The 14,824-nt window shown below is 50.9% G+C and carries 14 protein-coding genes; 9 read left to right on the top strand and 5 right to left on the bottom strand.

Going from position 1 to position 14,824, the window contains the following annotated elements; translation table 11 throughout:
• Positions 1-8 precede the first annotated feature (8 nt).
• The 4 genes from BM485_09960 (at position 9) to BM485_09945 (ending at position 3,833) form a co-directional block, all read left to right on the top strand.
• Positions 9-1,193 (top strand): aspartate aminotransferase, encoded by a 1,185-nt coding sequence (locus tag BM485_09960; GenBank protein ID OKY75284.1) that lies wholly within the window; start codon positions 9-11, stop codon positions 1,191-1,193.
• Between the two features lie 34 nt (positions 1,194-1,227).
• A complete protein-coding gene (locus BM485_09955; protein OKY75283.1) occupies positions 1,228-2,289 on the top strand; it encodes a hypothetical protein in 1,062 nt (353 codons plus the stop codon).
• Positions 2,286-2,747, top strand: coding sequence for a hypothetical protein (locus tag BM485_09950; protein OKY75313.1), 462 nt, complete (start codon positions 2,286-2,288; stop codon positions 2,745-2,747). Before BM485_09955 ends, BM485_09950 begins: the two co-directional genes overlap by 4 nt.
• Positions 2,748-2,840: 93 nt before the next feature.
• A complete protein-coding gene (locus tag BM485_09945) occupies positions 2,841-3,833 on the top strand; it encodes a hypothetical protein (GenBank protein ID OKY75282.1) in 993 nt (330 codons plus the stop codon).
• A gap of 159 nt (positions 3,834-3,992) precedes the next feature.
• On the opposite strand, the gene BM485_09940 is transcribed toward BM485_09945, so the two are convergent.
• Both BM485_09940 and BM485_09935 read right to left on the bottom strand, forming a co-directional pair.
• The gene (locus BM485_09940; GenBank protein ID OKY75281.1) at positions 3,993-4,190 is read right to left on the bottom strand and encodes a hypothetical protein; all 198 of its coding nucleotides are present in this window, start codon (positions 4,188-4,190) and stop codon (positions 3,993-3,995) included.
• 38 nt (positions 4,191-4,228) lie between these two features.
• Positions 4,229-6,424: a 1,4-alpha-glucan branching enzyme gene (locus BM485_09935; GenBank protein OKY75312.1), complete on the bottom strand. Its 2,196-nt coding sequence runs from the start codon at positions 6,422-6,424 to the stop codon at positions 4,229-4,231.
• Positions 6,425-6,756: 332 nt separating this feature from the next.
• Between BM485_09935 and BM485_09930 the strand changes: the two genes are divergently transcribed.
• The 3 genes from BM485_09930 to BM485_09920 are packed head-to-tail and all read left to right on the top strand — an operon-like array spanning position 6,757 to position 8,219.
• Positions 6,757-7,323 carry a hypothetical protein gene (locus BM485_09930; protein ID OKY75280.1) on the top strand — a complete coding sequence of 189 codons (567 nt, stop codon included), beginning with the start codon at positions 6,757-6,759 and terminating at the stop codon, positions 7,321-7,323.
• A 42-nt stretch (positions 7,324-7,365) separates the two neighbouring features.
• Complete coding sequence (locus tag BM485_09925) at positions 7,366-7,755, top strand: Fe-S oxidoreductase (GenBank protein ID OKY75311.1); 390 nt, start codon at positions 7,366-7,368, stop codon at positions 7,753-7,755.
• Complete coding sequence (locus BM485_09920; protein ID OKY75279.1) at positions 7,755-8,219, top strand: hypothetical protein; 465 nt, start codon at positions 7,755-7,757, stop codon at positions 8,217-8,219. Before BM485_09925 ends, BM485_09920 begins: the two co-directional genes overlap by 1 nt.
• A gap of 13 nt (positions 8,220-8,232) precedes the next feature.
• Here BM485_09920 and BM485_09915 read toward each other — a convergent pair whose 3' ends face one another.
• Entirely contained in the window at positions 8,233-8,454 is a 222-nt protein-coding gene (locus BM485_09915; GenBank protein ID OKY75278.1) for a hypothetical protein, read from the bottom strand.
• Positions 8,455-8,670: 216 nt separating this feature from the next.
• Here BM485_09915 and BM485_09910 point away from each other — a divergent pair, with 216 nt between their 5' ends.
• Both BM485_09910 and BM485_09905 read left to right on the top strand, forming a co-directional pair.
• Positions 8,671-9,636: a hypothetical protein gene (locus BM485_09910; GenBank protein ID OKY75277.1), complete on the top strand. Its 966-nt coding sequence runs from the start codon at positions 8,671-8,673 to the stop codon at positions 9,634-9,636.
• 223 nt (positions 9,637-9,859) lie between these two features.
• Complete coding sequence (locus tag BM485_09905) at positions 9,860-12,310, top strand: phosphoenolpyruvate synthase (protein OKY75276.1); 2,451 nt, start codon at positions 9,860-9,862, stop codon at positions 12,308-12,310.
• A 100-nt stretch (positions 12,311-12,410) separates the two neighbouring features.
• Here the strand turns inward: BM485_09905 and BM485_09900 are convergent, their stop codons facing one another.
• Both BM485_09900 and BM485_09895 read right to left on the bottom strand, forming a co-directional pair.
• Positions 12,411-13,460, bottom strand: coding sequence for a tol-pal system protein YbgF (locus BM485_09900; GenBank protein ID OKY75275.1), 1,050 nt, complete (start codon positions 13,458-13,460; stop codon positions 12,411-12,413).
• A 45-nt stretch (positions 13,461-13,505) separates the two neighbouring features.
• Positions 13,506-14,768, bottom strand: coding sequence for a Tol-Pal system beta propeller repeat protein TolB (locus tag BM485_09895; protein ID OKY75310.1), 1,263 nt, complete (start codon positions 14,766-14,768; stop codon positions 13,506-13,508).
• Positions 14,769-14,824: the final 56 nt, after the last annotated feature.

The following is a 14,824-nucleotide window of genomic DNA, read 5'->3' as shown; positions in this document are numbered from 1 at the left end:
TATCCGTTATGAGCAGCATATCCACCAAGATGAATGAATTTGCCAATGCCTCCTCCTGGATCCGCAAGATGTTTGAAGAAGGGGCAAAACTGAAAAAACAGTACGGCGCTGAAAACGTTTTTGATTTCAGCCTGGGCAATCCCGATCTCACGCCGCCGCCCCAGTTCGACCAGGCCCTGCGGAAGATTGCCGCAAACAAAGGCCCTGGGATGCACAGTTATATGCCGAACGGCGGCTATCCTCATGTGCGCGAGGCCTTGGCCGGACAAATTACCGGAGAGCAGGGCATGGCGGTCAGCGGCGATGAAATGCTCATGACCTGCGGAGCGGCAGGCGGCTTGAACGTGGTGCTGAAATCCATTTTAAACCCGGAAGAAGAGGTGATCATCCTTGCTCCTTTCTTTGTCGAATATAAATTCTATATCGATAACCAGGGCGGCAAAAGCGTGGTGGTGCCGACCAAGGAGGATTTCAACCTTGATCTGCCTGCCATCGAGGCAGCGATTACGACGAAAACAAAGGCGCTTCTCATCAACAGCCCCAATAACCCCACCGGGCAGATCTATCCGGAAAGCGACATCAGGGCGCTCGGCGAACTGCTTACCCGTTGCCGGGAAAAAACCGGCAAAACCATTTTTCTCATCAGTGACGAACCGTACCGGAAAATAATTTTTGAAGACTCTACCGTTCCCAGTATTTTCAAGAATTACCGGGACAGCATTATCGTCTCCAGTTATTCCAAGGATCTCTCCCTGCCGGGAGAGCGCATCGGCTATATCGCCGTGCATCCTGAAATCACCGATAAGCCGCAGCTCATGGGCGCCATGACCCTGGCCAACAGGATTCTCGGTTTTGTCAACGCCCCGGCCCTTATGCAGCGGGTTGTCGCCGAACTGCAGGGTGTGACGGTGGACACCTCAATTTACGCGAAACGACGGGAGATTTTCTGCAGCATCCTTGACGAAACGGGTTTTGAATTTACCCGGCCGAAAGGCGCCTTTTATATTTTTCCCAAGGCGCCGATTGATGACGTGGAGTTCTGCGCCCATCTGCAACAGCATAAAATACTCGGAGTTCCCGGCCGGGGTTTCGGCATGCCGGGGTATCTCCGCTTTGCTTTCTGTGTGGAGGATTCGGTCATCGAGCGTTCCCGGGCGGCCTTCAAGGCGGCCATGGGCTCCCTTGGCAAATGAGTGATTCCCTTCCGGTTCATTCACGTTGCGACAGTTGAAAATACTTGTCCTTGAACCCTATTACGGCGGGTCCCACCAGAGTTTTCTGGCGGGACTCGCCGCCCACCTGCCTTTTGTTTTTGATATTTTCAGTCTGCCCGCCCGCGGCTGGAAATGGCGGATGCGTTTTTCCGCCCTCTATTTTGCCGGAATCCTGCCGAAAACACGCGAACATGACCTGGTTCTTTGTTCAACGTTCGTCGATGTTGCCGCACTGCGCGGACTTGGTCCTTCCTGGCTTGCCGAGACACCGATTCTCACGTATTATCATGAAAATCAGTTCGCCTATCCGGTACGGGTTGACGATGAACGGGACATGCATTTTGCCGTGACCAACATGATGACTGCCGCGGCCTCCGACAAAACGGCCTTTAATTCCTGCTACAACCGGGATACATTCCTGGCCGGCTGCCGGGATATCAGCCGGAAAATACCGGATATGAAAATCGATATGATTGGGGCAATCCGCGCCAAGGCGGAAGTCCTTTATCCGCCGCTTGATTTCAGCGATCTTGACGTTGCCGTTTCATCCCATTCTTCTGCCGGCCGGACACCGGTGATTGTCTGGAACCATCGCTGGGAACACGACAAAAATCCCGAGCTTTTCTTTGATGCCTTGTTTCGTCTTCAGGAGGAGCAGGTTGATTTCAACCTCGTCCTGCTCGGCCAGTCCTTTGCGCATCAGCCCGGCATTTTTGAAAAGGCGCTTGACAGGCTGGCTCATCGCATCCTGCATGCCGGATTCGTTCACGACAGAAACGACTACTATCGTCGGCTGGCCCAGGGGGATATCATCGTCTCCACCTCCCGTCATGAATTTTACGGCATCGCGGTGATTGAGGCGGTGCGGGCTGGGTGCAGGCCGTTGCTGCCGAACAAATTGTCGTATCCCGAGCTTTTTCCCGGTGAATTTCTTTATGAAGAAAAAGATTTTTTCCATCGTTTACGGGAAGGCCTGCGCATGGGAAGCCTTGGGACGGAGAGGGGACGCGAGCTTACCCGTCAATATTCCTGGAATTATCTTGGCGGCAGATATAAACAGTGGTTTACAGCATGATCGTCTTTGACCTGCAATGCGAATGCGGTTTTTGTTTTGAGGGGTGGTTCAAGGATCACGACGATTTCGAGAATCAACTTGCAACCGGACTTCTTTCGTGCCCTGGGTGCGGCGACGTTCGCGGCATCAGGAAAATTCTTTCTCCGGTGATTTATTCAAAGGGGTCGGCAAAGGCTGCGGCTCTTGAGATTTCATCGTCCACGGGCGGGGATGGCGAGGATGTGACGCGGGCGATTGAAAATACCCTGCGCACGCTTCGGCAGTTCGTGGAACACAATTTTGAGGACGTTGGGGCTGAATTTGCCGTGAAATCTCTCAAGATCCATTACGGCACGGAAGAACCGAAAAATATCAGAGGAGTCGTCACCCCGGCGGAAGAGGATCTTCTGCGGAAAGAGGGGATCGATTTTTTTAAAATCCCGCTTCCGGGCAAAAAAGAAGACGACAACACCCATTAACAGGACACGAAGGTGAACAGCGTGAAGGAGGGGGCTGCCTGAAGAAGCCTTCTCTCCGAAAAACGCCGACCTTTTTGTCGACAGAGGTTTGCCATGCCGAATCAGTGCCGTGATTTCCCGCGACAACGTTTCTCCCTGCTTTTCCTCCTGCTGCCGTTGCTTGTTGCCTCCTGTGCCGGTTTGCCGAACCCCACTCCCGAAGAACCGGGCAGCATATATTGTCCGCCGGAAGAGCCGACTCTTTTTTCCCTGTATGCTCCGTTTTTTGTGCCGCAAACACTCCATGCCGCTCACAATCGGATCGGTCTGCCCTCTGTTCGGGAGGAGGGGGCCGGCGGCGACGTATTCGTCGACCCCTCCGCGGCGGTCATATATGTCGATATGCATGAATTTTTCACGGCAAGGAGCCGGTACACCAATCTGGTTTATCGCCTCCATTTTCCCGAGGTGCCGCAATTTCATCTGACTGCCGGTAAAAACGGCGGATTGCTGGTCATTGTCACCCTGGACAAGGACAGGAAGCCGTTGCTGGTGACCACGGTTCACACCTGCGGCTGCTATCTTGTCATCACCCCGACCTCGTTTTTGCCGGAAAGCGCCTATCCTGACGGCTGGAACAACCGGAATCAAATGCAGTGGGGCGAGACGCTGCCGGCGCAACTCGAATTTGCCGATAACGGGATCGACGATCAGCGGCTCGTGGTTTTTTTGCGGGATGATACCCATCGGGTCATGGATCTGAAAATTGTCGGGACAAGGGAAGTGAAACGGAAAGCCGCGTCAATCCCGCTCAGACTGGAACCCATGTCGGCATTGAATGCACTGCCGGTTCCGGGTGGCGGAACGACCTCTTTTTTCGAAACAACGGGGTGGCGTCAGGGTTATGTGAAGGATTCCTACAGGCCCTGGGAAATGCTGCTCATCGGCTGGTGGGCTCTGGATCTCAATGTGGGATGCGACAAGGAATACGGTGATCGGCAGACCTCGCAAACCGTTTTTTACACGAGCCTGAAACCCTGGAACCGGCAACGTTCCGATATGCGGGACTTTGCCGCCTTTCTCGCGTTCTGGGGATGGAAACTCTAATTGATGGACTCGTGAAAAGTCTTTCTTCACCACAGAGCGCGCAAAGAGCACAGGGAAAATCTTTTAAATTACAAGCATTTATCTCTGTGTGCTCCGCGGCCTCTATAATTGTTTTTTAGTTTTTATGGAATCATCAAGAATTGGTTCAGGCCAAAATTTTCAGCACTTTTTTTTATTTCCCTCCTTGGCGAAATGGGAGTTGAGGAATTCGCATTCCAGGGGGGAAAGGTCAAAACGAATCTCCGCCTCCTGATAAAGAACATCCCGTTTCTTTTCGGGATGTTCTTTCATTTCTTCACATACCCAGCAAATCACCTTTTTCATCTTGTCTCCTGGGGGTTGGAGCGTGCTGCTCATGGCTGTCTGTCTCCTTTTTGATGCAATGCGCCAGCCTGCTATTTTCTTACCGGCTTGAAGATGATGCCCGACAAGGGGGGAACAGTCACCTTGATATGGTAGCGTGCCTCTCCGAAAGGCTCCGCGTAAGGAGTTTTGACTTGGGGATTATTTACATTGCTGCCCCCGAACGAACTTCCATCCGAGCAGAATATTTCCCGGTAATCGGTCAACTCCGGGACGCCGAGTTTATAATGGTAGTGCACCTGCGGTGTCATATTGAGCAGGCAGACCACGTGTTCGGCGGGATTCTTGCCGAAACGGGCATAGGCAATAATGGAGTTGTCGAAGTCCTTGAAATCCATCCACTGGAAACCGGCGGGGGAAAAGTCCACCTGCCACAGGGCCGGCTGGTTTTTATAGAATTCATTCAGTTTTTCAACATAATACTGCAGCTGGTGATGAAGCGCCTCCTGTTCGGCCAGATGCCAGTCCAGACTTGTCTTGCAGTACCATTCGGAAACCTGGCCGAATTCTCCGCCCATGAAAAGAAGTTTTTTGCCGGGATGGGTCCAAAGAAAAAAGAAGAGCAGCCGCAGGTTGGCGAACTGTTGCCATCTGTCGCCCGGCATTTTTGAAAGCAGCGATTTTTTGCCGTGCACCACCTCATCATGGGAGAGGGGAAGAATGAAGTTTTCCGAAAAGGCGTAGAGCAGGGAAAAGGTCAGATTGTTGTGGTGGAATTTGCGAAACAGGGGGTCGCGGCTGAAATAGTCGAGCATGTCGTTCATCCAGCCCATGTTCCATTTGAAACCGAAACCCAGACCTCCGAGATCCGTTGGTTTTGAAACGCCGTAAAAGCTGGTCGACTCCTCGGCCGTCATGGTTACATCTGGGTGCCGCTGGTAAACAATGGCATTGAGATGCTTGATAAATTCAATGGCATCAAGATTTTCCTTGCCGCCGTAGGGGTTGGGTATCCAGTTGCCGTCCTTTCTGCCATAGTCAAGATAGAGCATGGAGGCAACCGCATCAACGCGGATACCGTCGATATGATATTTGTCCAGCCAGAACAGGGCATTGGCAATGAGGAAATTTGCCACTTCGCGGCGGGCATAATTGAAAATAAGGGTGCGCCATTCAGGATGAGCGCCCTGCCGGGGGTCCTCATGTTCATAAAGAGCTGTCCCGTCAAAGCGTGCCAGGCTGTGACCGTCGGTGGGGAAATGGGATGGAACCCAGTCGAGAATAAGGCCGATATCATTCTGATGGCAACAGTCAACGAAATACATGAAGTCCTGCGGGGTGCCGAACCTGCTGGTCACGGCAAAATAACCGGTGGTCTGGTATCCCCAGGACTCGTCAAGGGGGTGCTCCATCACCGGCATCAGTTCGATATGGGTAAAGCCCATTTTTTTCACATAGGGGACAAGACTGCCGGCAAGTTCCCGGAAGGAAAGAAAACGCTCCGGATTGGAAGGGTCGCGCTGCCATGAGCCGGGATGAACCTCATAAACCGAGACAGGGCGGTCATACAGTTTGTGGGATCTTCTTTTTTCCATCCAGGCCTGATCCTGCCATGCGTAATTGTCGATTTCCCAGACAACCGAGGCGCTTTTCGGCCTGATTTCCGCATAGAACTGGCATGGATCGGCTTTTTCAACGATGTCGTTGGTGGGAGTCCGTATTTCGTATTTGTAGATTTCCCCCTGATGGATTCCCGGGATAAAAAGCTCCCAGATGCCGGATGAGCCCAGCACCCGCATCTGGTGAACACGGCCATCCCAATAGTTGAAATTGCCGATAACACTGACCCGCCGGGCGGACGGCGCCCAAACACGGAACAATGTGCCGTCTATGCCGTCGATAACGGCCGGATGGGCGCCCAGTTTTTCGTAAAGTTGATAATGGGTGCCGTTGTTAAAGAGATGGCGGTCGTATTCGGACAGTTGGGGCAGAAAACGATACGGATCAACATAGGTGCGAATGACGTTATTGTAGCAGGTCGCCTCAAAGAAATAATTGAAGGGCGTGGCATAGTCGGGGACGACGATTTCAAACAGTCCTTCATCCCTCATTTTATACATGTCGCGCTTTTCATCGCCAACCACCAGCCGGACCGATTCGGCCAAGGGAAGAAAGGTGCGGATAATAGCGGAATTCGGATCATGTTCGAGTACATGGACGCCAAGCACCACAAAGGGATCATGGTGGTCGGAGGCGATAACCTTGTCGAGTTCGTGGGTTATGTCAATTGTCATGCTGTTCCTTTATTCATTTTTTTACAGTCGATTGTCGTCAGGCGATATGCGAATGATATTAACGTAAAATACTCCTTTCATTTATATTTGATCACGAAAAAAAGTGTAGCATATTTTTCTCAACAATCCCTATTATTTTTTCCCGGGTCGACATCATACTTGACACACTTATTCTCTCTGATAAGTTTGATGCATGCCGCGCAAAATATGAGGGGCCGACAAAAAAAACAATGATTGTTTTTTTGCGCCATTTCGTTACGGCCCCTTATGTCGTTGGCCGAAGGGTGATGTCACAATTGTTTTCTTACAGCGGCTTCCTTCCATGAATGGTACCGAAAATGGACAGTCTTACCGGATATTTTTTGATTGCCACGCCCCGGATGCCGGACCCCCGGTTTGCCCGCAAGGTTATTTATGTGTGCAGCCATACGTCTGAAGGCGGTGCCATGGGACTGGTATTGAATGATCCCATTGAAGATGTAACCTTGGAGGCGCTTTACGAGAGCATGGATATCCCGACTCCGGACATTTCGCTGCCGCCTCTTTTTTTCGGCGGACCGGTGGAAATCGAGGCTGTTTATATCCTTCATTCCAGTGATTACCGCGCCAAGGAATTCATGGTAATAAACAGGCAGGTTCATCTGTCCAGGGATGCCGGGATTCTGCACGATATTGCCGTGGGCCGCGGTCCGAAGGATTACCGTTTTTGTCTGGGCTATTCCGGATGGGCGCCGGGGCAGCTGGAGAATGAGCTTACCGATGACGGCTGGCTGGCCCTGCCGGCTGACTATGAGGATCTTTTCGGGGTGAGTCCTGTCCGGATGTGGGAGCAAGTCACCGCAAAGCACGGCATCGACATCAGTCTTTTTGGAGAAATTACCGGCAGGGCGTAAGCCTTGACCGATTTTATTCATTTTTTTATCAGCAGGATACTCATGGAAAGGGAAATATTCGAGTGCAAACAGTGCGGCTACTGCTGTCATGGGGAGACAACCGTTTCCCTTGACGATGCCGACCTGGAAAGAATGGTTGATTATCTCAAGATGCCCGTTGACGAGGTGAAGAAAAAATATTTGCGGGTTACCGGCACGGTGGTGCAAATGAAAATAGTCGACGGCCATTGCATCTTTTTTGATAACGGCTGCACAATTCATTCCGGCAAGCCGTGGCGCTGCACCCAATGGCCGCTGCATCCCAGCATTCTCGCCGACCCGGCGAACTTTCAGGCGATCAGCACTTCCTGCCCCGGAATCAACAGTGAAATGGGTTATGAAGAATTCTGCAGAATTTTTTCTTCTCGACTGAAAGAAGGCAACGGCCGCTGATGCGACTGGAGCTGATTTCTCCCGGAAAAACAAAAGAAGGGTATCTCCGCGCAGGTATCGAGGATTTTGCCGGCCGCATCAGTCATTACGCCAAAATAGACATGAAGGCGGTCAAGGAAATAAAAGGTCCCCATGAATCAGACCGGGCGCGCGAAAAAGAGGGGAAGCTGCTTCTGGAAAGTTGCAGCAAAGGGGCTTTCCTGGTTGCGCTCGACCCGGCGGGAAGCCGACTGTCATCGGAAAAATTTGCTGAACTTGTTGGCGACTGGGAAAATCAGGGCAGACAGGTTGTTTCATTCATCATCGGTGGTCCGGAAGGACTTGCAGCGGCCGTGGTCAACAGGGCGGATCTGGTTCTCAGCCTCTCCCCCATGACCTTTACCCATGAAATGGCGCGGCTGCTGCTGTTGGAACAGCTATATCGTGCATACACCATCAAGGCGGGGACAAAGTATCATAAATAATTTCAGGGGATATTCAGACAGCTTCCACGGCAGTGACTTCCTCCACCTCTGATTTGAGAAATTTTTCAATCCCTTCCTTCAGGGTTATCTGGGACATGGGGCAACCCTTGCACGCTCCGGTGAGTTGCACCTTCACAACGCCCTTATCCGTCACATCAACCAACAGGACATCCCCCCCATCCTTTTGGAGAGTCGGCCTGATTCGATCCAGCGCATCCTGTACTTTTTCTCGCATGAAAAAGACTCCTTGTAAAATATTTGCCTTGAACATAGCACAGAGCCGGGTTGAAGACAAGTCCGGGGACGCATCACTTCATTTGATGCTGGTGTTTTGAAAAAGAAATATTCTATAATGGTTTCATTGTTAATGCGGCAAGAGAAAAAAGGTGAAGTCGCGTTCAAAAAAAAGTGTGCCGGACCGTTTTTATCATAAACACCGTGGAGAAATTGAATGAGCCAGCAAGCGAAAAGAAACATTTTGCTCGAAGTCGGGACCAACGAACTGGAAGTCATCACCTTTTATCTTGAATGGATTGATCCCGATACCAACCGGCTCCATAAAAACACCTACGGCATCAATGCCGCCAAGGTGCGGGAGCTGGTTGCCTATCCCGGTGACATAACGGAAGTGGCGAACAGCGCATCATGTGTGAAGGGAGTCTTTCTCCTTCGCAACCATACCATCCCTTTGATTGATCTCTGTGATTGGTTTACCTATCAGACGGATACTCAAAAAAAAGAAGATAAAAAATGGGTGGTTATTGTTGCGGAATTAAACGGCAAGGCCTTCGGCTTTATCACCCACGGCGTCGACAAAGTCTACCGGATTTCCTGGTCCCAGATAACTCCGCCTCCGCAACTTATCGCTTCAAGTCAGAGTATCACCGGAATATGCCAGGTCGATAATCTCATAATTCAAATGATCGATTTCGAGAGGATTGTCGGCACCATTGACCCGAGCATGGTGGTACGATCGAACCTGGCTGAAGAAGACATCCAGAAAATTGAAGAAAAATATGACAAGTCCGTTCTGGTGGTTGATGACTCCCGAGTTGTTCTCATGCAGTTGACGAAAACGTTGCAGACTGCGGGGTTTAAGGTAATTCCGAAGTCCGATGGACAGGCGGCTTTTGAATTTCTCGAAGATCTGAGGACAAAGGGCGAGGTTGACAAAAAGATTCTGGCCATTATTTCAGATATTGAAATGCCGCGGATGGATGGCCATCATTTGTGCATGCGGGTCAAACAACAAGCGGCCTACAGGAAAATTCCACTTCTGCTTTTTTCATCGATGATTAATGATGCCCTGCGTCGCAAAGGGGAGTCTGTCGGGGCCGATGATCAGGTGACCAAGCCGGAACTTGATAATCTGATAGAAAGAATGCAGGACTGTATCAATCGACTGGGCAAGAAGTAAACGTACAACTGGGCAGCGGGAAGATGCATTGCTCGACCTGTAAAAATCAAAGCAGCATGGTTTGGGAAAAAACGTCTGCTGCAAAAGGACATTCTTTGTTGACCATGCACCTGAGATTAGCTATATAGAGAGGACGGAAAATCTTCAGTTATTTCAAATTTTGTATCCAGTTTGTCAATTTTTTGAATGCCAATTCAAATCAACTTATGCAAGGAGCGAAAACATGGGAAAAAATCACGATAAGGCCTTTATTCTTTGGTTCGACGATATCGGGATTGAAGATGTGCCGATGGTTGGTGGAAAAAACGCATCGCTTGGTGAGATGTACCAGAAACTCACCTCAAAAGGAGTTGCCGTTCCCCATGGCTTCGCCATTACCGCCTATGCTTACCGCTATCTGTTGGAAAAGGCCGGAATCGAGGAAGCCATCAGAAACGTTTTGGCCGATCTTGATACCCATGACATGAAAAATCTTTCCGAACGCGGCGAAAAGGTTCGTAATATTATCAGAACCGCTGAATTTCCCGATGAGCTCCGTCAGGAAATTATTGCAGCATACAAAAAAATGGAAGCCGAATACGGACCGAATGTCGATGTGGCCGTTCGCTCTTCCGCCACCGCCGAGGATCTGCCCGACGCCTCCTTTGCCGGCCAGCAGGAAACATATCTTAATATTCACGGTTATGACAATCTCATTCAGAATTGCCGTAAATGTTTCGCCAGTCTTTTTACCAACCGTGCTATTTCCTATCGCCACGACAAGGGATTCGGCCAGTTTGACGTCTATCTTTCCATTACTGTCCAGAAAATGGTGCGCAGTGATTCCGCCTCTTCCGGCGTCATGTTTTCCATTGATACGGAAAGCGGCTTCAAGGATGCCGTTTTTCTGACCGGTGCCTGGGGACTTGGTGAAAACGTTGTGCAGGGTGCGGTAAATCCTGATGAGTTCTATGTTTTCAAACCAACCCTGAAAGAGGGCAAAAGGCCTATTGTCAGCAAGCGGGTCGGCAGCAAAGAAATCAAAATGATTTACGACAACGACCCCAACACGGAAGAGCCCGTTAAAAACATTCCCACAACCCCGGCTGAGCGCGGCATGTACATCATCAATGACGACGAGATTCTGCAGCTGGCCAAATGGGCATGCATCATTGAGGACCATTACAACAAAGGGATGGATATAGAGTGGGCAAAAGACGGTGACGGAGTCAACGTCGGAACCGGAAAACTGTATATCGTCCAGGCACGGCCTGAAACCGTTCATTCCCAGGCATGCAAGAAAACCATGGAAACCTATGTCCTCAAAGAAAAAGGAGAGGTCATCGTTGAGGGACAGGCGGTTGGTACCAAGATCGGTCAGGGTATTGCCCATGTTATCAAGGACACCGCCCATATCGGCCAGTTTAAGAAAGGCGAGGTGCTGGTTACCGATATGACCGATCCCGACTGGGAGCCGATCATGAAAATCGCCAGCGCCATTGTTACCAACCGTGGCGGCCGGACCTGTCATGCCGCCATCATCTCCCGCGAACTTGGTATCCCCTGTGTTATCGGCACGGAAAACGGTTCGGAAATCATCAAGACCGGCACCGAAGTGACGGTTTCCTGTGCCGAGGGCGAAACGGCCCATATCTATAAAGGACTGCTCAAATTTGAGGTCGAGAAACTTGATCTCGATTCGGTTCCGGCCACCCGCACGAAAATCATGATGAACGTCGGTATTCCCGAGAAGGCATTTTCCGAAGGACAGATTCCCAATGAAGGTGTCGGCCTGGCCCGTGAAGAGTTCATCATCAACTCCCACATCGGCATTCATCCTCTCGCCCTTTATAATTTTGAGGAGCTCAAGGCAAAAGCGGCAACCGACAGCAAGGTTGCCGAGGTGGTTGCCGAGATAGAAAGGAGAACCAGCGCCTATCCCGGAGACAAAAAACGGTTCTTTATCGACAAGCTTGCCGAAGGTGTCGGCAGGATCGGCGCCGGCTTTTACCCAAAAGACGTCATTGTTCGTCTTTCAGACTTCAAGAGTAATGAATATGCCAACCTTGTCGGCGGGAAGTTCTATGAGCCGGTAGAAAGCAATCCGATGATCGGCTGGCGTGGCGCTTCGCGCTACTATGACCCGAAATACCGTCCTGCTTTTGAGCTTGAATGCCAGGCGCTGCTCAAGGCCCGCAACGATATGGGCCTGACCAACATCAAGTTGATGGTGCCTTTCTGCCGTACCCCGGAAGAGGGGAAAAAAGTTATTCAGGTTATGAAGGAAAACGGCCTGGTGCAGGGTGAGAACGGACTTGAGATTTACGTCATGTGCGAGATCCCCAGCAACGTCATTTCCGCCGACGCATTTGCCGATGTTTTCGACGGCTTTTCCATCGGCTCAAACGACCTGACCCAGCTTACACTTGGCCTTGACCGGGATTCCGACCTGATTGCCCATATTTTTGATGAGCGCAATGATGCCGTCAAGACCATGGTGAAAATGGTCATTGATACGGCGAAACGCCGCGGTAAGAAAATCGGCATCTGCGGCCAGGCGCCCAGTGACTTTCCGGAGTTTGCCACCTACCTGGTTGAATGCGGCATCGACTCGATGAGCCTTATCCCCGATACGGCGATCAAGACACGGCTTGCGGTACACGAAAAAGAAAAAGAACTCGGCATCGCGCCCTGATATCTTTTTTCGCTAAAGAGGTATCCGCTACCAATAAAAAAAAGGCCGGGATTACTCCCGGCCTTTTTTTTATCTGACTTCCGATCTTTGTCTTTGCCGCTTAATTTCCCAGTTTCGACAATCTGCCTTTGGCCGCATCGACCTGGTCGCTGCTCGGGTATTCGGCCAGAATTTTGTTGTAAACAATCTTGGCGGTTTCCGAGTCCTGGAGCTTTTCAAAAGCCATGCCCTGTTTGAAAAGGGCTGCCGGGGCCTTGACATGATTTGGATAATCGGCAATGACATTCTGGTACTCGAGAATGGCCATGGCGAATTCGTCCTGATTGAAAAGACAGTCGCCGATCCAGAATCTTGCGTTGATGGCAAGTTCATCATTCGGATGTTTCTTGGCGAACTGGGCAAAAACATCGTGGGCCTCTTTGTATTTTTTCGCCTTAAAAAGCTCCAGTCCCTCATCGTACATGGTGTTGCCCGAGGCTTTGGCTTGCGCTTGATTGGGCTGAATTGCGGTAACCGCTTGCGGTTCTGGTTCTGCTTGTTCGCTGACCGCGGCGGCGATGCCCGGAGACTTTTTGATCTTTACCGGGGTTATCTCGTGCCGCTGCTGAGAGCTGGAGCTCTGCCGGGCAAGCTCGGCTTTTTTCCTCGCCATTTCAGCCGCCAGGGCCGCGGCTTTTGCCTGCTCTTCCTGCATTTCCGCCAGGTTTGTATGAACGTTGGCCAGGCGGGTGTCAATTTCGCTGGTACTGGACTCGACGGTGGTGATTCGCTCTTGTAAGGAACCGGCCTGTTCATCGGTTTTTTGGCCCAACAAGGAAATTTCTTCCTGAAGTTTCTGATTTTCCGATTGCAGATTTCGATAACGGTGACGCGATTCGTCGAGCTGTCCTTTGATCTGCAGCAATTCAGCGTTTAGCTTGTCAATGGTACTCCCCATTCCCGCCTGCTGCTTGCGCATCACCTCAACGGAACTGCCGGCATTATTCTGCAGTTGGTCAAAGTCGCGTTCCAATTCGACAAGCCTGTTGTCCAGGCTACGGAATTGCAGCTGGAGACCACGAAAATCCTGGTCGGTCACACAGCCGGAAAGCAAGGGGACAAGCCCGACGGCAAGAAGCGAATAAAAGGAGCGGGAAAAAATTTTCTTCATCAGTGTGACCTCTTAAATGTAGCGTTCATCAAAAAAGACTGCTTTTCAATCAATTCTGTTTGACCATTGAGGGGTAATTTGGTTTCCGTCCAATGAAAACAACTGCCGCATTTCCTGGCCGTTGTGAAAAATCGCGTACAATTTTTTCGCATTACCGACTGTACGGCTGAAAACCAGCTGTCGTGAGTCGGGAGACCAGCTCGGTGCTTCATGATCGCCGCCGGAGGAGGTCAGTTGGATGGGCGCGCTTCCTTTCGGGGAAATCTTGAAGAGCTGATAGGAACCTTCATGCCGTGCCGTATATGCGATCCATTGTCCGTCGGGAGACCAGGCGGGAGTGGTGTTTTCATTCCCCTGATAGGTCAACCTGTTGGTGGAGCCGGAATTGTAATCCATGATATAAATTTGGGGCACGCCGCTGCGGTCGGAAACAAAGGCGACCTGGCTGCCGTCCGGTGAAAAACTGGGAGAGACATTGATGCCGGCATTTGCCGTTAATCGCCTGACGATACTGCCGTCCATATTCATCTGATAAAGATCCGGATTACCGTCTTTACTCAAGGTTACCAGCATGCTCCGGCCATCAGGGCTCCAGGCTGGAGCCATATTCAAGCCGACTCGGCGGGAAATGGCCTTGGTTGTTTTGTCCTGGGAAAGATCGGTAATGTAAAGGTTGGCGTTGCCGCGATGATAGGAGGTATACGCCATGCGCGACACATTCGGAGAAAGCCGGGGCGCCAGGGAAAGAAATTTGTGCCGTGTAACCTGCCGTACGGAATCCCCAAAAATATCAGTGAGAAATATCTCCTTGTTCCCGGTCCGGTCTGAAACAAAGGCAATCTTTGTCGTGCTGACTCCCGGATTGCCCGTCAGTTTCTCAATGACTTGGTCACAGTACTTGAGAACGGTTTTTTTGCTTTGATTCCTGTGCATGCTGAATTTGCGGCCGAAAATCATTTTCCCTTCCGATACGTCCTGCAGGCGCAGCTCCAAATTGACATTGTCGCCTGTAATGACATATTGTCCCAAAATGACGTAATCAGCGCCCAAAGTCGTCCAGTTTGCGTCCTGCATGCCACCATAGGACTCAGGAGGGATTGTTTTCAAGAAACCATGAAAATCAAGGGCTTTGCCGGTGAGCATTGCCAGATCCCGGCCGGCTTTCTGTATTTCGCCGGGACGGTTGAGATCCTGGAAATAAGGAACGGCAACAGGCACCTTCTTGGATTCCGCACCGGTAATGTCGAGATTGACTCTTTTCGCCGCCAGGGTAGGGTCGGCAAAGGCCAGAAAGAGAGCTGCAAACAGGGTGGCATAGAAAAAATTTTCGATAAGTTTCATAGGAGAATGTGTGATGGTTATTT

The organism is Desulfobulbaceae bacterium DB1 (genome assembly GCA_001914235.1).
Lineage (GTDB): Bacteria > Desulfobacterota > Desulfobulbia > Desulfobulbales > SURF-16 > DB1.
Note: the sequence above shows the minus strand (reverse complement) of the source record. Positions and strands in the feature narration are given on the sequence as shown.

Excerpts from the sequence above, each read along its gene's own strand:
- BM485_09900 (OKY75275.1), bottom strand. The coding sequence starts at position 13,460 with ATGAAGAAAATTTTTTCCCGCTCCTTTTATTCGCTTCTTGCCGTCGGG.
- BM485_09960 (OKY75284.1), top strand. The coding sequence starts at position 9 with ATGAGCAGCATATCCACCAAGATGAATGAATTTGCCAATGCCTCCTCC.
- BM485_09925 (OKY75311.1), top strand. The coding sequence starts at position 7,366 with ATGGAAAGGGAAATATTCGAGTGCAAACAGTGCGGCTACTGCTGTCAT.
- BM485_09915 (OKY75278.1), bottom strand. The coding sequence starts at position 8,454 with ATGCGAGAAAAAGTACAGGATGCGCTGGATCGAATCAGGCCGACTCTC.
- BM485_09910 (OKY75277.1), top strand. The coding sequence starts at position 8,671 with ATGAGCCAGCAAGCGAAAAGAAACATTTTGCTCGAAGTCGGGACCAAC.
- BM485_09945 (OKY75282.1), top strand. The coding sequence starts at position 2,841 with ATGCCGAATCAGTGCCGTGATTTCCCGCGACAACGTTTCTCCCTGCTT.
- BM485_09905 (OKY75276.1), top strand. The coding sequence starts at position 9,860 with ATGGGAAAAAATCACGATAAGGCCTTTATTCTTTGGTTCGACGATATC.
- BM485_09950 (OKY75313.1), top strand. The coding sequence starts at position 2,286 with ATGATCGTCTTTGACCTGCAATGCGAATGCGGTTTTTGTTTTGAGGGG.
- BM485_09920 (OKY75279.1), top strand. The coding sequence starts at position 7,755 with ATGCGACTGGAGCTGATTTCTCCCGGAAAAACAAAAGAAGGGTATCTC.
- BM485_09940 (OKY75281.1), bottom strand. The coding sequence starts at position 4,190 with ATGAGCAGCACGCTCCAACCCCCAGGAGACAAGATGAAAAAGGTGATT.
- BM485_09930 (OKY75280.1), top strand. The coding sequence starts at position 6,757 with ATGGTACCGAAAATGGACAGTCTTACCGGATATTTTTTGATTGCCACG.